Below are 17,836 nucleotides of genomic sequence, written 5' to 3'. Positions count from 1 at the left end.
GGCGCGGCCTATTCCGTCGCCGGCGCCCGCAGCGCATCCGGGTCGGTGGCGGCCGTCAGCAGGCGGGCGTGGATGGCGGTGCCGGCCCGGGTGTAGGCGCTCTCGTCGTCGTGCAGGACGCTGATGCCGTTGGCGGCCTCCAGGAACGCGATGATCTCGAACACGAGTTGGGCCACGTCCAGGTCCGGGTGGGCCTCGCCCCGGGTTTTCGCCGCCTCGGCCTCGGCGGTCAGCAGTGCGCGCCAGCCGCTCCAGGCGCCGGCCAGTGCGTCGCGGACCCGGCCCGGGCGGGCGTCGAACTCGGCGGCGGTGTTGAAGAAGAAGCAACCGCCGGGGAAGACCCGGTCGCGCGAGTAGGCGATCCAGTGCTCGGTCAGCCGCCACAGCCGGACCAGGCCGGCGGGCCCCTCCATCGCCGGGGTCACCACATGGTCCACGTAGACCTCGACCGCCGCGCCGATCGCGGCGAGTTGCAGTTCCTCCTTGGAACCGAAGTGGGCGAACACCCCGCTCTTGCTGATCTCCAGGTCGCTCGCGAGCCGGCCGATGGACAGTCCCTCCAGGCCCTCCATCGAGGCGATGTCGGCGGCCCGGTGGACGATCGCCTGCCGGGTGCGATCGCCCTTGCGGACCCGCCCGTCGGTCGCGGACGTGCTCATGGCCACTCCTGTCTCCGCCGGCCCGACCGGTCCGGCCCCTCGGGTCGGCCCGCCGCCTGCTCGGCCGACCGGCGTCGATTATCCCGCTGTCGTGCCTCCCCTCGGGCCTTGACAGTCTTCGCCGACTTGATAAATAGTACGACCGGTCGTGCAATTTTGACAGGGCGGGTTGCGTTTCAGCCCGGCGAACCACTCACCCAGGGGGCGTGCGGACATGATCCATACGAAGGGGTCCGGCACCATCGCCGGCCGGAATGATTCCGAACTCGCCGCGAAGGCACCGGAGTTCGTCGACACACGGGGGTCGGCGAACTCCGGGTCGGTCGTCAGGCGGGCCGGGGAGACGTCTGCGCGGTTGGCTCTGCGGGCGACGACGGCGCTGTCTCCGCGAGCCGCCGGGGCGCTGGCCTACGTGCTGTTTCGGCGTCCGTTCGGGCGCAGTCCGGTCCGGCCGGCGGAGCGTTCGGCGCACCTGTTCGCGGTCACCGACACCTTGGATGTCGGCGGTCGGAAGGTGGTCACCTACCGCTGGGGCGACGGGGCCGAGCCGGTTCTGTTGCTGCACGGATGGCAGTCCCGGACCTCGCGCTTCGCGCCGTTCGTCGAGGAGCTGCGGGCCCGGGGGCTGACCCCGATCGGCTTCGACGCGCCGGGCAACGGGGATTCGGGTGGGATCGGCCCCACGGTGTTGGACTATGCCGAGATCGCCCGGCAACTCCAGGAACGTCATGGGGAATTCCGAGCCATGCTGGCGCATTCCTTCGGTGTGCTCGGGGCGTTCCAGGCGTTGCGCTCGGGGGTGCGGGCGGATCGGGTGGTGGCGATCGGCGGCGTGTGCGACATGGAATACCTGTTGCACCGGTTCAGTGCCCGACTCCGGTTGGATGCGCGGGTGGTGGCGCTGGTCCGGGAGCGGGCGGACGAGCGACTGCTGGCCCCGGAGTCGGACATCTGGGAGCGGTTCTCCGCGTCCTACGGTCCCGAGCGGGTACGGGTGCCGATCCTGGTCGTGCACGACGAGGACGACCCGATGGCGACGGTCGATCAGGGGTATCGGCTCGCGGCGGCCTACTCCGACCGGGCCCGGCTGTTCGTCACCAGGGGACTCGGCCATCACCGCGTGATGAGCGACCCGGCCGTGGTCGCCGAGGTGCTGCGATTTCTCGACGAGGACCACGGATACCGGTCCAGGATGCGCGACGGCGTGGCCGTGTTCTCGTCGTCGACGACGTGCAGGTAGCGCAGGCCGACGTAGTTCGCGGTCGGGTGGCCGGCGAGCAGCGGACTGTCGAAGCTGCCGGTGCCCGTGGCCATGTCGGTGCGCGGGTTGGCCAGTTGGATGTACGTGAAGGTGCCGGCGCTGCGGGCGATCCAACCGGTGAAGATCACCACGTGGCCGTCGGCGGTGTCGTCCAGCGCGTCGCCGGGGAGCAGGTCGTCGCGGCCGACCCGAACGGTGACCGAACGCCGGTCGAGGGAATCGGTGTTGAAGTCGGTGCTCGGCAGATGCCAGGCCATCGCGACCATTCCGGAGCAGTCCGTGCGGTACTCGTGCGCGCCGTCGGCGTCCGGGGCGACGGCCTGTTGGTCGTACTCGACCCTGCGGTCGAACCAGTCCTTCGCCCGGGCCAGGACCTCCGAACGGGCGATGGCCCCACCACGCGCGGAGGCGGCCTCGGCCGTCGGTGCGGTGGTCGGGCCGATGGCGGTCGCGGACAGGAGGAGGGCGATCGTCACCCGGGCGCGGACTCGGGTACGGATCCGGATGTGACGGCGAAAGGCTGCAATAAGGATCGAATGGTGCATTTCACTAGATTTATTCACAATTCGACGATCTCGATGCATCCTCCGGGGCGTGTCGGCCTGCGGATCAGTGGCTCAGTGCCGCCCGGGACGCGGCCAATGCGGCGGCCTCGATCGACCTCGGCGGGGTTCGGCCCGCCCCCAGGTGTCGGCGCAGCGCCGCGTACGGCACGTCGACCAGCGCGAACGTGACCCGCTCCAGGCCCGCCGGCGAGACGCGGCCGAAGCGCGCCCGGGTGTACGCCCGCAACGCCTCCCGCAGCGCGTCGTTGATCCCGGCGGGGTCTCGGCCGAGTTCGTTGGGCCAGTGGGCGACCAGGTCCTCGTGACGGTGGAGGAGCAACACCCGAGCCTGGTCCGGATGCTCCCGGGCCCAGTCGAGCACGGCCCGGATCGCCCGGTCGGCGCCGCGCTCGGGGTCCGGGTCGGCCAGCGCGGCCAGGAAGGGCTCCTGGAAGCGCTGCACGGTGCGCACCCACAACCGGGCGAGCAGCAGGTCGCGCGACGCGAACCGGTGGTACACGGATCCGACCGGCGCCGCCGCCTCGGCGGCCACGGCCGCCATCGTCACCCCGGCGGCGCCGGCTCGCGCGGCGACCCGCAGCGCGGCGTCGAGGAAGTCGTCGTCGCCGAACCTCGGTTTGCGGCCCACGTCCGTCCGCCTCACCCTCGTGCTTGATTTTTAATGGAACCATGATTCTAGTATGGAGCCATTAATATCGGGAAAGCGCTGTGAACGATCGGCGGTCGACCATGTCCATCACCCCCACCCTCCTCGACACGGCCCTGCGCATCGTGCGCTCGCATGGGTTGGGCTTTTTGGCCACGACCGACGAGCGCGGCGTGCCCCGGGTGCGCCTGGTGCAGCACCTCGCGGTCGAGGACGACGCCACGATCTGGTTCGCCACCAGTCCGCGCTCGCGCAAGGCGCTCGACATCGGTGCCCGACCGGAGGTGTCGTACTCGGTCGAGGATCGCCCGGCCGTCGCCTACGCGACGTTCTACGCCCGGGCCGAACCGGTCGACTCCGAGCGGGAGTCGACCGCGCGCTGGGACGAGACGCTGCGGCCGTTCTTCCCGGCGGGTCCGACCGGCGGCGACTTCGTGCTGGTGCGCCTGGTGCCGCATCGGGTCGAGGTGCTCGACTTCTCCGCCGGGGTGCACCCGGAGCCCTACGGGCTGGTGCCGGCGATGTCGGTGGTCTTCGGCGCCGGGGCGGGACCGGCTCAGGCGGGGAAGTCGAAGGTGTAGCCCTGTTGGACCAGCCAGGGAAGCAGCTGCTTGAGCGCGGCCAGGGTCTGCGCGCGGTCGCCGCCCGCGTCGTGCATCAGGATTATCCCGCCCGGCTTCAGCTCCTTCTCGGCAGTGGCCAGGATCTTGTCCGCGCCGGGGCGCTGCCAGTCGCGCGTGTCGTCGGACCAGTCCAGCGAGCGCATGCCGTACCCGGCCGCCATCGCGCGTACCTGCGGTGACCAGTCGCCGCCGGGCGCACGGAACCAGTCGACCTTCGTGCCCGGTCCGGCCGCCGCGACGATCTGGTCGTGCGCGGTGGTGATCTCGTACTTGATCCGGGACAGCGGGCGCTTCGCGATGCCCTCGTCGTGGGTGACCGAGTGGTCGCACAGCCGGTTGCCGTCCGCGACGACCTCCTTGACCAGCTTCGGATTGGCCTTCGCGTTCGGGCCGAGCATGCAGAACGTCGCCTTCGCCTTGTACTGCTTGAGCAGCGCGAGCACCTGCGGCGTCCATTGCGGGCTGGGCCCGTCGTCGAAGGTCAGCGCGACCGTGCGCCCGCCGGTCGCGGTTTTGCGCACCAGCGCGTCCGGCACCAGCGGCGCCGGGATCGACGCCTGCGGATCGGCCGCGGTGGGCGCGTCGGACGGTGGCGGACCGACCTCCGCGGACCCCTCGCGCCCACCGGGCTTCGCCTTGTCTCCGGAACCTCCCGAATCCGACGAACACGCCGCGGTTCCGGCGGCGAGCACCCCGGCCACGGCGAGAACGGTCAGACGACGCAGGACACGGCGGGTGGGCAGGCTCGTCACCGGTGACTCCAAGCACTGTTCGGAACTACGGACACATGTCCGAACACGTACGCGGCCAACGGGCGGGTTCCCCGCCCGACACCCATTTTGCGGCGACTTGGCGCGCCCTTTCCCTCGGTGGGAGGTCAGCCGCGGTCGAGGGCGCCGAGCGTGGCGGGCAGGTCGGGGGTCTCGGCGGCGGGGCGGTTGTAGGGGAGTCGGCCGAGTACGGCGGCCATGCCGCAGGTGTTCGTGACGGCGGAGAAGACCAGGCCGGAGCCGATCGCCGCGGACAGCAGGCGCACCTTGGGTGCACGGCGGCCGGCGAGCAGGCCGAGCACCACGAGGGAGCCGGCCGCGAAGCGGACCTGACGCTCCATCGGCCACACCGCGCGGGCGCCGTCCGGGGCGTCCAGGGCGTGGCCCTCGGCGGCCCAGGCCGAGGTGCCACCGCTCAGGTGCGCGGCCTCGATGCCGGCGGCGGCCAATTCGGTGCGGGCCCGCTCGGAGCGGGCACCGGAGGCGCAGACGATCAACAGTTCGGGGTGCGCTGCCCGCTTGAGCACCGGCACCGCCTCGCGCAGCCGGTCCAGCGGGACGTTGTACGCGCCGGGGATGTGGCCCGTGGCGAATTCGCCGGGGGTGCGCACGTCGAGCACGGTGAACGCGGTCAACCGGGCGCGGACCTGCGCGGGAGCGAGGGCGGTCATGGTGATCGGCCTTTCGACGGCCCGCCCGCCGCCGGGCCGGGGACCGCGCCGGTGCGTGGCGCGGCTCCCCGGACTCGACACCGGGTGGGGTGATGGGGAGGACTACCTTCCGGTAACGGTGGGATCGAGCAGGGTGTTCCGGTTCGGCGGCGTATTTCGGGTCGCAGCGGCACGCCCGACCCGCTCCAGGGGTTCGGCACTCCCGACGCGGTCCGCCTGCCCCGCCCGCTCCAGGAGTTCGGCGACCAGGGGTGCCACCTGGTCCAGTTCGAGCAGAAAGCCGTCGTGGCCGTACGCGGAGCGCACCACGCGCAGGGGGCCCGCGTTCGGGATGGCGTCGGCGAGGGTCCGCTGCCCGCTCGGCGGGTACAGGCGGTCGCTGTCGACGGCCGCGACCACCGTCGGCGCGGTGATCCGGGCCAGCGCCGCCGCCACGCCGCCCCGGTCCCGGCCCACGTCGTGGCTGTTCATCGCCTCGGTCAGGGCCACGTAGCTGCCCGCGTCGAAGCGTGCGGTCAGCTTGGCCGCGTGGTGGTCCAGGTAGGACTCGACGGCGTAGCGGCCGTTCGGGCCCTCGCCCGGTTGGCGCTCCCGGCCGAAGCGGGCGGCCAGCTCGGGCTCGCTGCGGTAGGTGATGTGCGCGATGCGGCGGGCCAGGCCGAGCCCCCGCCAGGGCCCGGCCGAGGCCGGCCGGTCGTGGTAGTCGCCGCCGGCCCACCCCGGATCGGCCCGGATCGCGTGCAGTTGTGTCGAGCACCACGCGATCTGCTCGGCGCCGGCCGCCGCCGTGGTGGCGATCAGGAACAGCGCGCCGACCCGCTCCGGATGGGTCACCGCCCACTCCACCGCCCGCATCCCGCCCATCGACCCGCCCACCACGGCCGCCCACCGCTCGATGCCCCACACGTCGGCGGCGGCCACCTCCGCGGCCACCTGGTCGCGAATGGTCAACCGGGGAAAACGACTTCCCCAGGCCCGGCCGCCCGGACCGGGCGAGGCGGGGCCGGTGCTGCCCCGGCAACCGCCGAGCGCGTTCGGCGCGACCACGAACCAGCGGTCGGTGTCCAGCGCCCGACCCGGGCCGATCAGGCCGTCCCACCACCCGGGGGTGGGAAAGCCGGGACCGGCCGGGCCGGCGACGTGGCTGTCCCCGGTGAGCGCGTGCAGGACCAGCACCGCATTCGAGCCGTCCGGGGCGAGCCGACCCCACGTCTCGTAGCCGATCCGGACCTCGGGCAGCACCTCCCCGGACTCGGTCCACAGCGGTGCGGGCAGGGTCAGCGAACGAGGCCCCGGCGGGGCGGGTGTGGCGTGCGACATGGCGAGCGTTCCGTCCGAAGTTCCCGGCTGTCCCGGCTAGTTCGACTGCGCGGCGGCGCGGAATCCGGCCACCAGGTCGGCGCGCAGGTCGGCCAGGCCCTCGATGCCGACGGAGAGCCGGACCAGGCCGGGGGTGACACCCGTGGCCAGCCGTTCCGCGTCGGTGAGCTGGGCGTGCGTGGTACTGGCGGGGTGGATTACCAGGCTGCGCACGTCGCCGATGTTGGCCAGGTGGCTGAACAGGGACAGCGCGTTCACGAACCGGCGGCCCGCCTCGACCCCGCCCTTCAACTCGAACGCCACGATGGCGCCGGCGCCGCGCGGCAGATAGCGCTTGCCGGCGGTGTACCACCGGCTGCTCGGCAGACCCGCGTAGTGCACGGTCTCCACCTCTTCCCGGCTCTGCAACCACGCGGCCAGCGCACTCGCGTTCGCCACGTGCCGCTCGACCCGCAGCGACAACGTCTCCAGGCCCTGGAGGATCAGGAAGCTGGTCAGCGGCGCGATCGAGGCGCCCACGTCGCGCAGCAGTTGTACGCGCAACTTCGCCGCGTACGCGCCCGGGCCCAGATCCGGCCAGTAGCGCAGCCCGTTGTAGCTCGCGTCGGGCTCGGCGAAGCCGGGGAATCGTTCGGCGTGCGCGCCGAAGTCGAAGGTGCCGCCGTCCACCACGACCCCGCCGATCGCGGTGCCGTGCCCGCCCAGGAACTTGGTCGCCGAGTGCACCACGACGTCCGCGCCGTGCTCGATCGGCCGCAGCAGATACGGCGTGGGCACCGTGTTGTCCACCACCAGCGGTACACCCGCGGCGTGCGCGACATCGGCGACCGCCGCCACGTCCAGCACGTTGGCGCGCGGATTGCCCAGCGTCTCGGCGAACAGCAACTTCGTTCGCGGCCGGATCGCGGCGCGCCAGGCGTCGAGGTCGTCCGGGTCGTCGACGAAGGTGACCTCGACGCCGAGCTTCGGCAGCGTCCAATGGAACAGGTTGTACGTACCGCCGTAGAGCGACGCGCCGGCGACGATGTGGTCGCCCGCCGCCGCGAGGTTGAGCACCGCCAGCGTGGTCGCCGCCTGCCCGGAGGCCGTCGCGACCGCCGCCACGCCGCCTTCGAGCGCCGCCACGCGCCGCTCCAGCGCGTCGGTGGTGGGGTTGTGGATCCGGGTGTAGATGTGGCCTTCCTCGGACAGGTCGAACAGTCCGGCCGCGTGGTCGGTGTCCCGGAAGACGAACGAGGTGGTCTGGTAGATCGGCACCGCACGGGCCCCGGTGGTCGGATCGGGCTCGGCGCCGGCGTGGACCTGCCGGGTCTCGAAGGACCACGAAGCGGGGTCGTCGGTACGTACGGAGCCGTCGGTGCCCACGGGTTCGGCTTCGACGACGGGCGGCGTGTCGGTGGCTTCGAGAGTCATCGGGAAACTCCTTGCGGGGTAGGGGTGTCGGCGGTGGGCACGGGCAACGGTGGGTGGAGCCGGGCCGATTGCGGGTACGCGGGACCACGCCCCCGGGCGGGTGGCGAACGGGCGTACCGCACCGACCGCACGGCACGCGGCGAAGTGGCCGCGAGACGGGCGTGGTTCGGCCACCCGAAGGCCCGGGCCGAAAGGTGCCCGGATACGGGGGGAGCGGAATGCGGGAAGCGGGAAAACGTGGGACGCGGCGGAGCCGGCGGGTCAGCGCCCGGGCTCACACACCGCGCGAACCACCGGGACCGGAACGGTCACCGTGGTTCAGCGGGACATGCGACAGGCCATGCTGGTCACGCGCACGAGATCCACGTGGCGGCGACTGACGAGCATGGGGCAGGACATGGCCGCGAGTGTAGGCGGCCCGAAGCGGTTTGCGCCACGGGGTACCGCCCGACGCCCGCCGTCGGTCGGTCCCGGACCCGCGCATCGGCCGCCGACCGGCGCGATGTCCGACCCGTACCCTTACGCGTCGTCGACCGGATGTGACGGAAAGTCCGCTGGACCAACACGCCTTCCTCGTGCTTACATCACGGCCATGTCTCCGCGTCAGGTCGCTTCCGCGCTGCTCGACCCCTTCTGGGTGGGTCGACGAGCCGACCACTTCGACCAGATCTGTCGCTGACCCCTGCGCTCGTGCGGTGCGCTTTCGCGCCGCCGAGCAGGTGTGTGCCCGCCCCCGCGTGACCGATGCCGGTCCGCCGCGCGCCGGCCCGCCCGCGTTCCGCGTCGCCGCCCTCCGGGCCGGCGCGCCCATTCGTACCCGATCTCGCCCCACCCGCCGCGGGTCCGCCGTGCCGCGTTCGGCCCCGTCCCGGGCCGGCGTCCGGCCCGGCGTGCCCGAGGCTGTACCGAGGACCCCAGTCATGGCAACCAGCGCACCGCCCACCACCCTGCCCGTGATCGACATCTCCCGATTCCGCGACCCCGCCGCGGACCCGGCCGCCTTCCTGGCCGAACTCCGCTACGCCGCACGGGAGATCGGCTTCTTCTATGTGATCGGCCACGGCGTCGACCCGGAGCTGCGGGCCCGCGCCCTGGCGGTCTCGAAGCGCTTCTTCGCCCTGCCCGAGGCGGACCGGCTCGCGGTGGAGAACATCAACTCGCCGCAGTTTCGCGGATACACCCGCACCGGCACCGAGTACACCGAGGGCGGCCCGGACTGGCGCGAACAACTGGACATCGGCCCCGAGCGGGCGGCGCTGGACCTCGGCCCGGACGATCCCGCCTACCTGCGGCTGATCGGCCCCAACCAGTGGCCGGCCGCGCTGCCCGAACTGCGCGAGACCGTACTCGCCTGGCAGGCCGAGGCGTTGCGGGTCAGCCGCGAGGTGCTGCGGGCGCTGGCCGCCGCGCTCGGCCAGGACAGCGGCTACTTCGACGAGTGGTTCGACGAGGAGGCCGCGGTCCACGTCAAGGTGGTGCACTATCCGGGGCGGCCCAGCGCCGACGTCGACCAGGGAGTGGGCGCGCACAAGGACTACGGCTACCTCGCGCTGCTCCAGCAGGACGAGATCGGCGGCCTCCAGGTGCAGGCCCGGGACGGCTCCTGGATCGACGCGACGCCGCTGCCGGACGCGTTCGTGTTCAACATCGGCGAGATGCTGGAAATCGCCACGCGCGGCTATCTGCGGGCCACCCGGCACCGGGTGGTCGCCCCGCAACCGGGCGTCGACCGCTACTCGTTGCCGTTCTTCCTCGGCCCACGCCTGGACGCCGTGGTCGAACCGCTCGACCTGCCCGCCGAGTTGGCCGCCGAGGCCGACGGGGTCACCGAGGATCCCACCAATCCGCTCAAGCCCGCCTACGGGGAGAACGCGCTCATCGGGTGGCTGCGGTCGCATCCGCGCGTGGTCGAGCGGTGGTGGTCGGACCTGCTCCCGGACGCCGCCGAACCGACCAACCCCCGACCGGCCTTCGAAACCCTCCAGGTGCATGCCGGGGCCCGCCCCGACCCGGCCACCGGCGCCCGCGCCGTGCCGATCTACCTGACCAGCAGCTACGTCTTCCGCGACGCGGCGCACGCGGCCGACACGTTTGCGCTCACCGACCTGGAGACGCACGCGTACACCCGGCTGTCCAACCCCACCACCGCCGTGGTGGAGGAGCGCATAGCCGCACTGGAAGGCGGCACCGCCGCGGTGGCCGTGGGCAGCGGTCAGGCCGCCACCACCCTCGCGCTGCTCAACCTGGCCCGCGCCGGCGACCACCTCGTCGCGGCGGCGTCCCTGTACGGCGGCACCCGCACCCTGCTCGAACACACCTTCGCCGACCTGGGCATCGAGGTGACCTTCGTCGACGACCCGGACGACCTCGACGCCTGGCGCGCCGCGATCCGACCGGCCACGAAGGCGCTGTTCGGCGAGAGCGTCGGCAACCCGCGCGGCAACGTGCTCGACCTGGCCGCCGTCGCGGAGATCGCGCACACCGCGGGTGTCCCGTTCGTGGTCGACAACACGGTGCCCACGCCCTACCTGCTCCGCCCGATCGAGCACGGCGCCGACATCGTCGTGCACTCCACCACCAAGTTCCTCGGCGGTCACGGCACCGCGATCGGCGGGATCGTGGTCGACGGCGGCACCTTCGACTTCGGCGCGCACGCCGACCGCTACCCGGGCCTGGTCGCGCCCGACCCGACCTATCAGGGCCTCTCCTTCTGGGAGCGGTTCGGCCCGGACCGGATCGCCTACGCGCTGCGCCTGCGGGTACGGCTGTTGCGCGACCTCGGCCCGGCGGTGTCGCCGCTGAACAGCTTCCTGCTGCTCCAGGGCATCGAGACGTTGTCGCTGCGCCTGGACCGGCACACCGCCAACGCCGAGCGGGTGGCGGCCTGGCTCGCCGCGCGCCCCGAGGTGGTGCGGGTGGACCACCCGAGCCTGCCCACCAGCCCGTGGCACGCGGCGGCTCGGCGCTATCTGCCGCGCGGCGCGGGGGCGGTGTTGTCGGTGGACCTGGCCGGCGGCCTGCCGGCCGGGCGGCGCTTCGTCGAGGGACTGCGGCTGTTCAGCCACCTGGCCAACATCGGCGACGCGCGCAGCCTGGCGATCCACCCCGCGTCCACCACCCACGCACAACTGGACCCCGAGCAGCGGCTCCACGCGGGGGTCACCCCCGGTCTGGTCCGGTTGTCCGTCGGCCTGGAGGGTATCGACGACCTGCTCGCCGACTTGGAAGGCGGGTTGTCGGCCGCGGCGGCCGGCACCGACACCTTCGCGGAGGGCACCCGATGACCACCCGTCAGGCCGTTCACGAGAGCCGGATCCGCGGTGCCCGCGGCGAGTTCCACCTGCGCGTGTGGCCCGTCGAGGGTGAACCCGTCGCGGTCGTGCTCTTCCTGCACGGACTCGGCGAACATGCCGGCCTGCACGAGCCGTTGGCACATCGACTCAACGCCGACGGGATCGAGGTGTGGGCCCCCGACCAGATCGGCCACGGCCTCAGCGACGGCACCCGGGTCCTGGTCGAGAGCCTGGACGCGCTCGCCGACGACGCCGAACTGGTCCTGGCGCGGATCACGGCGGGCCGCCCCGGCGTACCGCTGATCCTGGCCGGCCACTCGCTCGGCGCGGCCGTCACCCTCCTGCTCGCGGGCGAGCGGGTCGCCGCCGGGTCCGCCCGCGCGCTGGTCCTGGCCGGCGCCGGGACCGGGTTGTCGGCGGGCGAGAGCGGTCTGCGCGCGCTGCTCGCCGAACACGACATCGACCCGATGTCGCTGCGCAAGGACCCGAGCGAGCTGTGCGGAAACGCCGAGTACGCCGAACGGTTGCGCAACGACCCGCTGGTCTGGTCCGGCGGCCTGCGCCCCGAGACGCTGGACGCACTGGAAGCCGGCGGCGAGCGGATCGCCGCACTGATCGCCGGCGGCACGATCACCCGTCCGGTGCTCTTCGTCCACGGCGAGGCCGACGACCTCGCGCCCGCGAGCGCGGTCCGCGCCGCCGCCGAGACACTGCCCGACGCCCGGGCCCGGATCTTCCCCGGCGACCTGCACAACGTGCTCGCCGAACGCGACAGCGACCAAGTACACGACGAAATCGCCGAGTTCGTGCTGACCGCAGCTCGCGGCTGAGCCCTCGGTCCGACTCCGAGGGCTGTACGCCCCCGCCACGTCACGTCACCCCGCACCACCCCACCCGCAAGGAGATCGATCCACCATGCGCCGCTCCGCGCTCCGCATCGCCGCCGTCCTCGCCCTGGCCGGACCGGTCCTCGCCGCGTGCGGCTCCGGCGGCACCCCGAACCCCGCCGCCAACGGCGCCAACACCCAGGCCCCGGCGCCCGCGGACAGCGCGCTCGACCCGAACGCCACGGCCCGGGTGCGGCTGGTCCTGGAACCCACCAGCCTCAACCTGACCACCACCGCCGGCGTCGCGCTGGAACAGGTCCTGCTCGACAACGTCTACCAGGGCCTGCTCGGGGTCGACACCAACGCCGACAACAAGATCGTGCCCGCCCTGGCCTCCGGCTTCGAGACGTCCCCCGACGGCCTCACCTACACCTTCCACCTCGCCCCCGGCGCCGCCTTCCACGACGGCTCGCCGGTCACCGCCGAGGACGCCGTCTGGTCGCTCCAACAGGTGCTCGCGCCCGGCTCCAAGCAGCCGAACGCCAAGACCCTGGCCACGATCGCGGGCGTCGCCGCGCCCGACCCGGCCACCGTGGTGATCACCCTCAAGCAGCGCGACACCAACCTCACCTGGGCACTCACCCAGCGTCAGGGCGTGATCTACAAGAAGGGCACCGACTTCGCCAAGCTGGACACCACGGAGAACGGCACCGGCCCGTTCAAGCTGGACGGCTGGCAACGCGGCTCGGCGATCACCCTCGTGCGCAACGACGCGTACAAGGGCGCCAAGGCGAAGGTGGCCAAGGTCGTGCTCAGCTACATCCCCGACCGCAACGCCGCGAACAACGCGCAGGCCACCGGCCAGACCGACATCGAGACCGCCGCCGAGGCCACACTGCTCCAACCCTTCACGGGCAATGACAAGTTCACCGTGCTGCGCGGCACCACCACCGACAAGTACACGCTGGCGATCAACAACGCCAAGGCGCCGCTGAACAACCCGGCCGTGCGGCACGCCATCCGGCGCGCGATCGACAAGGACGCGCTGATCAAGTCCCTCGGCGGGGCGGGAGTTCGGCTCGGCGGCCCGATACCCACCTCCGACCCGGGCTATCAGGATCTGACCACGATCGACCCGCACGACGCGGCGGCGGCGAAGAAGGCACTCGCCGACGCCGGGGTCACCGATCTCAAGCTCACCCTGAAGATCCCCAACATCTACCCCGCCGCGATCGGTGACGTCCTGGTCTCCAACCTCAAGGACGCCGGCATCGAACTCACGGTCAAGCAACAGGAGTTCACCGCCTGGCTGAGCGAGGTCTACACCGCGAGGGACTACGACCTGAGCCTGGTCAACCACGCGGAGCCGCACGACGTCGGCAACTTCGCCACCCCCGGCTACTACTTCGGCTACGACAACGCGCAGGTGCGCGACTGGTACACGCAGGCCGTGGCCGCGCCCGACGAGCGCACCCGCACCGACCTGCTCGCCCGGGTCGGCCGCCAGGTCGCCGAGGACGCCGGCGCCGACTGGCTGTTCCAGGCCCAGACGCTGACCGTGGTGCGCAAGGGCGTCAGCGGCGCACCCCAGCACCACACCAGCAGCCGACTCAACCTCGCCGGCATCGGGATCGGCAAGTGACCTCGCGTCGGGGGCCGTCGCACGACGGGTCGTCGCGGCACCGGCCGGATCGGGGTCGGGCATGACCGTGTTCGTCGTGCGCCGGCTCGGACTGCTCGCGCTGTCCCTGCTCGGCGCGAGCATCCTGACCTTCGCCCTGCTGCGACTGCTCCCCGGTGATGCCGCCGCCTCGGTCGGCGGCATCACCGCCGACAAGGCACAACTCCGGGCCATCCGGCACGACTTGGGCCTGGATCGACCGCTGATCGTGCAGTACTGGACCTGGCTGACCGAGGTGCCCACGGGCGACCTCGGCCACTCACAGCTCAACGGCTCCTCGGTGACCGGCGAACTCGGCGAGAAACTACGGGTCACCGGCCCGCTCGTGCTCGGCGCGCTGGTCCTGGCGCTCGCCTTCGCGGTACCGCTGGGGATGCTTGCGGCCGTGCGCCGAGAACGGCGCGACGGTACCGCGATCAGCGTGGCGAGCCAGCTCGGGATCGCGCTGCCCACGTTGTGGGTGGGCCTGTTGCTGATCCTGCTGTTCGCCGTGCAGACCCCGCTGCTGCCCGCCCAGGGCTTCCCCGTGGACGGTTGGACGGATCCCGGCGAGGCGAGCCGCAGCCTGGTGTTGCCGACGCTGACCCTCGCCCTGTCCGAGGGCGCGGTGCTGCTGCGCTTCGTCCGCTCGGCCACGCTCGACGTGCTGCACCGGGACTACCTGCGTACCGCGCGCGCCGCCGGGCGCACCCGCACCGGCGCGTTGCTTCGGCACGGGCTGCGCAACGCGGCCGGGCCGGTGTTGTCCATGCTCGGCGTACAGGTCGCCGCCCTCCTGGTCGGCGCGATCGTGGTGGAGAAGGTGTTCACCCTCCCCGGCGTCGGCTCGATGCTGGTCGCCGACGTGGGCAACCGGGACCTGGTCAAGGTGCAGGGCGAGGTGATGCTCCTGGTGGCGATCGTGCTGTTCGTCGGCTTCCTGGTGGACATCGCCCAGCGGCTGATCGACCCGCGCCTGGCGGACGTTCGGGTCCGGGAGGTGTCCGGATGAGGGCGCGCATCGCCGTCGGCGCGGCTTTGCGTGCGCTGCTGCGCGACCGTAACGGCCTGATCGGCGGCACGTTGATCGCGATCCTGGTCGGCGCGGCGCTGCTGTCGCTGGTGTGGACCCCGTACGACCCGACCGCCGTCGACCCGAACTCGCCCTGGTTGCTCCCGTTTTCGCACGGGCACGTGCTCGGGACCGACATGCTCGGGCGGGACCAGTTCAGCCTGATCCTGGTCGGCTCCCGGGAGACGCTGGTGATCGCGCTCGTCTCGGCGGCGATCGCCGCCGCGCTCGGCGTGCCGCTGGCGCTGGCGGCGGCGCTCGGGCCGCGCCGGGTCGCGGCCGGGGTGGTGCAACTGGTCGACGTGGCCATCGCGTTCCCGGCGCTGCTCACCGCGATGATCCTGGCCGCCGTGTTCGGCGGATCGGTATGGACCGCCGCGAGCGCGATCGGCGTCGCGTTCGGGGTACACCTGGCCAGGATCGCCCGGGCCGAGATCGAGCGGGTGGCCGGCACCGACTACGTCCTGGCCGCCGCCGCGAGCGGATCGAGCACGTGGCGCACCATCCGGCGGCACATCCTGCCGAACATCGCGCCGACCCTGCTCGTCCAGCTCTCGCTGGTGATGGCGGTGGCCTCGCTGACCGAGGCCGCGCTGTCCTACCTCGGATACGGCAGCCCCGCGCCCGCCGTGTCCTGGGGCCGGATCCTGCACGACCAACAGCCCTACATCGCGGCCCGGCCACTGCTCGTGGTCTGGCCCGGACTCGCCGTCGCACTGACCGTGCTGGGCTTCAACCTGCTCGGCGACGCGCTACGGGACGCGACCGATCCGCGCCTGCGGCACGGGGGACCGGGGCCGCTCGCCAAGGACGAGGGCGAGCGCGCGGTGCGGGCGATGCGTACGCCCGCCGAGGTCGACGGCGCGCTCCTGGAGATCACCGACCTCACCATCCGGATCGCCGGCCGCACCGTGGTGGACGGCGTCGACCTGACCCTCGCGCCCGGCGAACGGCTCGGCCTGATCGGCGAGTCCGGGTCCGGCAAGTCGCTCACCGCGCTGGCCGTGCTCGGCCTGCTGCCCGAGGGCGCCCAGGTCACCGGCAGCATCCGGCTCGACGGCGCCGAACTGCTCGGCCGCTCCGAGCGCGAACTCGCCCGCATCCGCGGCGATCGGGTCGCCATGGTCTTCCAGGAACCGCTCACCGCGCTCGACCCGACCATGCGTATCGGCCGGCAGATCGCCGAACCGCTGCGTCTGCACCGGGGCATGACCCGCCGTCGGGCCGACGAGGCGGCGATCGAGCTGGCCGCGCGGGTGGGCCTGCCGGATCCGGCCGACCTGGTCCGGGCCCGGCCGCACCAGCTCTCCGGCGGGCAGCGCCAGCGGGTGGGCATCGCGATCGCCCTGGCCTGCCGACCGGCGCTGCTGATCGCGGACGAGCCGACCACCGCACTGGACGTGACCGTGCAGCGGGACATCCTCGCGCTGCTCGACGAGCAGGCCCGGGAGCAGGGCACCGCGCTGCTGTTCATCACACACGACCTCGCGGTGGTGTCCTCGGTGAGCGATCGCATCGCGGTGCTGCGCGGCGGGCGCACGGTCGAACAGGGCCCACTGGAGACGATCCTGCACGACCCGCGCGCGCCCTACACGCGCGCGCTGCTCGCCGCCGCGCGGGCGACGGCGTTCGTGCCGATCGAGACGCCGACCGAGATCGTCACCGACTCCGTGGAGGCCGCGTCGTGACCACGCCCGCCGTACTGCTGCGCGCCGAGGGGCTGACCCGGACCTACCGGCTGCCGCGTCGTTCGTTGTGGGCCCCACCCGGGCGGCGGTACGCGCTGCGCGGGGTGGATCTGGCGCTGGCCGAAGGCGGCGCGCTCGGCGTGGTCGGCGAGTCCGGCGCGGGCAAATCCACCCTGATCCGGCTGCTGCTCGGCCTGGACCGGGCCGACGGCGGCACGGTCCACTACCGCGACCGCGAGGTCCGTCCCGGACCCGCCCGCACCCTGGCCTGGTTCCGGCGCGAGGTGCAGATCGTGCTTCAGGACCCGATGAGCTCGCTCGACCCCCGCGCGTGCGTGCGCGACATCGTGGCCGAACCGCTCGAATGCCTGGGCGTCGCCGGCGACCACGACGCGCGGGTGGACGAGGTACTGGCCGCCGTCGGCCTCGACCCCGACACCCGGGGCCGCTACCCGCACGAGTTCTCCGGCGGCCAACGGCAGCGTGTCGCCATCGCCCGAGCCCTCGCCCCGGACCCGCGCGTACTGGTCGCCGACGAGCCGGTCAGCGCGCTCGACGTGTCCGTCCGGGCGCAGATCCTCGACCTGCTCGGCGACCTCAGGACCCGGCTCGGCCTGTCCCTCGTGCTGGTCTCGCACGACCTCGGCGTGGTGCAACACCTGTGCGACGAGGTCCTGGTCCTGAAGGCGGGCGAAGCCGTCGAGGCCGGCCCCACGGCGCGGGTCCTGGGCAGCCCGAGCCATGCGTACACCCGCGACCTGCTCGCGGCGATCCCCACGTTGCCCGCGCCGAGGGAGTCGGCCGTGTAGCGCGCCCGGCGGGTGGGTAGCAGCGCTGATCCCGGGTCGGCACGGCCCGGGTGCGCCCACCCCGGAGGGACCATGTCGATCGAGCCCGCCGCCGACGAAGTCGAACTGCGGGTCAACGGGGACCCGCGCCGGATCCGCGTCGACCCGCGCGTCACCCTGCTGGACGCGCTGCGCGACGAGTTCGGGCTGACCGGCCCGAAGAAGGGCTGCGACCTGGGCCAGTGCGGCAGTTGTACCGTGCTGCTCGACGGGCGCCGGATCACCTCGTGCCTGACCTTCGCGGTGATGCACGACGGGCGCGAGGTGACCACGATCGAGGGCCTGGGCGGTGACCCCGAAGGGGAGTTGCACCCCATACAGCGGGCGTTCGTCGACCACGACGCGTTCCAGTGCGGCTTCTGCACCCCCGGGCAGATCATGGCCGCGGTCGCGCTGCTCGCCGAGGGTCACGCCGGGGACGACGACGAGATCCGCGAATGGATGAGCGGCAACCTGTGCCGCTGCGCCGCGTACCCGAACATCGTCACGGCGATCGCCGCCGCGGCCGGGCGGTGACCG

At 72.7% G+C, this 17,836-nt stretch carries 16 protein-coding genes and 1 pseudogene; 10 read left to right on the top strand and 7 right to left on the bottom strand.

The window, feature by feature from the left end; translation table 11 throughout:
• Positions 1–8: 8 nt before the first annotated feature.
• Positions 9–659 (bottom strand): TetR/AcrR family transcriptional regulator, encoded by a 651-nt coding sequence (locus ACWGR4_RS08425; RefSeq protein WP_452128881.1) that lies wholly within the window; start codon positions 657–659, stop codon positions 9–11.
• Positions 660–873: 214 nt separating this feature from the next.
• Here ACWGR4_RS08425 and ACWGR4_RS08420 point away from each other — a divergent pair, with 214 nt between their 5' ends.
• Positions 874–1,899, top strand: coding sequence for an alpha/beta hydrolase (locus ACWGR4_RS08420; protein WP_452128882.1), 1,026 nt, complete (start codon positions 874–876; stop codon positions 1,897–1,899).
• 630 nt (positions 1,900–2,529) lie between these two features.
• On the opposite strand, the gene ACWGR4_RS08415 is transcribed toward ACWGR4_RS08420, so the two are convergent.
• A complete protein-coding gene (locus ACWGR4_RS08415; RefSeq protein ID WP_452128883.1) occupies positions 2,530–3,114 on the bottom strand; it encodes a TetR/AcrR family transcriptional regulator in 585 nt (194 codons plus the stop codon).
• 101 nt (positions 3,115–3,215) lie between these two features.
• Between ACWGR4_RS08415 and ACWGR4_RS08410 the strand changes: the two genes are divergently transcribed.
• Positions 3,216–3,713, top strand: coding sequence for a pyridoxamine 5'-phosphate oxidase family protein (locus tag ACWGR4_RS08410; RefSeq protein ID WP_452128884.1), 498 nt, complete (start codon positions 3,216–3,218; stop codon positions 3,711–3,713).
• On the opposite strand, the gene ACWGR4_RS08405 is transcribed toward ACWGR4_RS08410, so the two are convergent.
• The 5 genes from ACWGR4_RS08405 to ACWGR4_RS08385 form a co-directional block, all read right to left on the bottom strand.
• Positions 3,689–4,507 carry a polysaccharide deacetylase family protein gene (locus tag ACWGR4_RS08405; protein WP_379997968.1) on the bottom strand — a complete coding sequence of 273 codons (819 nt, stop codon included), beginning with the start codon at positions 4,505–4,507 and terminating at the stop codon, positions 3,689–3,691. The genes ACWGR4_RS08410 and ACWGR4_RS08405 overlap by 25 nt on opposite strands.
• A 125-nt stretch (positions 4,508–4,632) precedes the next feature.
• The gene (locus tag ACWGR4_RS08400) at positions 4,633–5,196 is read right to left on the bottom strand and encodes a rhodanese-like domain-containing protein (protein ID WP_379997966.1); all 564 of its coding nucleotides are present in this window, start codon (positions 5,194–5,196) and stop codon (positions 4,633–4,635) included.
• 102 nt (positions 5,197–5,298) lie between these two features.
• Positions 5,299–6,516, bottom strand: coding sequence for a homoserine O-acetyltransferase MetX (metX, locus tag ACWGR4_RS08395; protein WP_452128885.1), 1,218 nt, complete (start codon positions 6,514–6,516; stop codon positions 5,299–5,301).
• 36 nt (positions 6,517–6,552) lie between these two features.
• Positions 6,553–7,929 carry a bifunctional o-acetylhomoserine/o-acetylserine sulfhydrylase gene (locus ACWGR4_RS08390; RefSeq protein WP_452128886.1) on the bottom strand — a complete coding sequence of 459 codons (1,377 nt, stop codon included), beginning with the start codon at positions 7,927–7,929 and terminating at the stop codon, positions 6,553–6,555.
• A gap of 318 nt (positions 7,930–8,247) precedes the next feature.
• Entirely contained in the window at positions 8,248–8,328 is an 81-nt protein-coding gene (locus ACWGR4_RS08385) for a putative leader peptide (RefSeq protein ID WP_379998678.1), read from the bottom strand.
• Between the two features lie 521 nt (positions 8,329–8,849).
• Here ACWGR4_RS08385 and ACWGR4_RS08380 point away from each other — a divergent pair.
• From ACWGR4_RS08380 to ACWGR4_RS08345, 8 genes and pseudogenes are all read left to right on the top strand, one after another.
• Positions 8,850–9,677: pseudogene (locus ACWGR4_RS08380) on the top strand (isopenicillin N synthase family dioxygenase); the annotation flags it as partial.
• A 180-nt stretch (positions 9,678–9,857) separates the two neighbouring features.
• Entirely contained in the window at positions 9,858–11,213 is a 1,356-nt protein-coding gene (locus ACWGR4_RS08375) for an O-acetylhomoserine aminocarboxypropyltransferase/cysteine synthase family protein (protein ID WP_379998676.1), read from the top strand.
• Positions 11,210–12,052 carry an alpha/beta fold hydrolase gene (locus ACWGR4_RS08370; protein WP_379997960.1) on the top strand — a complete coding sequence of 281 codons (843 nt, stop codon included), beginning with the start codon at positions 11,210–11,212 and terminating at the stop codon, positions 12,050–12,052. The genes ACWGR4_RS08375 and ACWGR4_RS08370 overlap by 4 nt, the downstream gene beginning before the upstream one ends.
• Positions 12,053–12,137: 85 nt before the next feature.
• A complete protein-coding gene (locus ACWGR4_RS08365; protein ID WP_379997958.1) occupies positions 12,138–13,691 on the top strand; it encodes an ABC transporter substrate-binding protein in 1,554 nt (517 codons plus the stop codon).
• A gap of 61 nt (positions 13,692–13,752) precedes the next feature.
• Positions 13,753–14,721 (top strand): ABC transporter permease, encoded by a 969-nt coding sequence (locus tag ACWGR4_RS08360; RefSeq protein ID WP_452128887.1) that lies wholly within the window; start codon positions 13,753–13,755, stop codon positions 14,719–14,721.
• Entirely contained in the window at positions 14,718–16,469 is a 1,752-nt protein-coding gene (locus ACWGR4_RS08355; RefSeq protein ID WP_452128888.1) for a dipeptide/oligopeptide/nickel ABC transporter permease/ATP-binding protein, read from the top strand. Before ACWGR4_RS08360 ends, ACWGR4_RS08355 begins: the two co-directional genes overlap by 4 nt.
• Positions 16,466–17,278: an ABC transporter ATP-binding protein gene (locus tag ACWGR4_RS08350; RefSeq protein WP_452128889.1), complete on the top strand. Its 813-nt coding sequence runs from the start codon at positions 16,466–16,468 to the stop codon at positions 17,276–17,278. The genes ACWGR4_RS08355 and ACWGR4_RS08350 overlap by 4 nt, the downstream gene beginning before the upstream one ends.
• 72 nt (positions 17,279–17,350) lie before the next feature.
• Positions 17,351–17,833 (top strand): (2Fe-2S)-binding protein, encoded by a 483-nt coding sequence (locus tag ACWGR4_RS08345; RefSeq protein WP_452128890.1) that lies wholly within the window; start codon positions 17,351–17,353, stop codon positions 17,831–17,833.
• Positions 17,834–17,836: the final 3 nt, after the last annotated feature.

It is taken from the genome of Embleya sp. NPDC055664, assembly GCF_053618075.1.
The sequence above is the reverse complement of the archived record's forward strand: the minus strand, read 5'-3'. Positions and strand labels throughout refer to the sequence as shown.

Coding starts and splice junctions, on each gene's coding strand:
- ACWGR4_RS08420 (WP_452128882.1), top strand. CDS start 874: ATGATCCATACGAAGGGGTCCGGCACCATCGCCGGCCGGAATGATTCC.
- ACWGR4_RS08410 (WP_452128884.1), top strand. CDS start 3,216: ATGTCCATCACCCCCACCCTCCTCGACACGGCCCTGCGCATCGTGCGC.
- ACWGR4_RS08400 (WP_379997966.1), bottom strand. CDS start 5,196: ATGACCGCCCTCGCTCCCGCGCAGGTCCGCGCCCGGTTGACCGCGTTC.
- ACWGR4_RS08385 (WP_379998678.1), bottom strand. CDS start 8,328: ATGTCCTGCCCCATGCTCGTCAGTCGCCGCCACGTGGATCTCGTGCGC.
- ACWGR4_RS08425 (WP_452128881.1), bottom strand. CDS start 659: ATGAGCACGTCCGCGACCGACGGGCGGGTCCGCAAGGGCGATCGCACC.
- ACWGR4_RS08345 (WP_452128890.1), top strand. CDS start 17,351: ATGTCGATCGAGCCCGCCGCCGACGAAGTCGAACTGCGGGTCAACGGG.
- metX (WP_452128885.1), bottom strand. CDS start 6,516: ATGTCGCACGCCACACCCGCCCCGCCGGGGCCTCGTTCGCTGACCCTG.
- ACWGR4_RS08370 (WP_379997960.1), top strand. CDS start 11,210: ATGACCACCCGTCAGGCCGTTCACGAGAGCCGGATCCGCGGTGCCCGC.
- ACWGR4_RS08355 (WP_452128888.1), top strand. CDS start 14,718: ATGAGGGCGCGCATCGCCGTCGGCGCGGCTTTGCGTGCGCTGCTGCGC.
- ACWGR4_RS08360 (WP_452128887.1), top strand. CDS start 13,753: ATGACCGTGTTCGTCGTGCGCCGGCTCGGACTGCTCGCGCTGTCCCTG.
- ACWGR4_RS08365 (WP_379997958.1), top strand. CDS start 12,138: ATGCGCCGCTCCGCGCTCCGCATCGCCGCCGTCCTCGCCCTGGCCGGA.
- ACWGR4_RS08390 (WP_452128886.1), bottom strand. CDS start 7,929: ATGACTCTCGAAGCCACCGACACGCCGCCCGTCGTCGAAGCCGAACCC.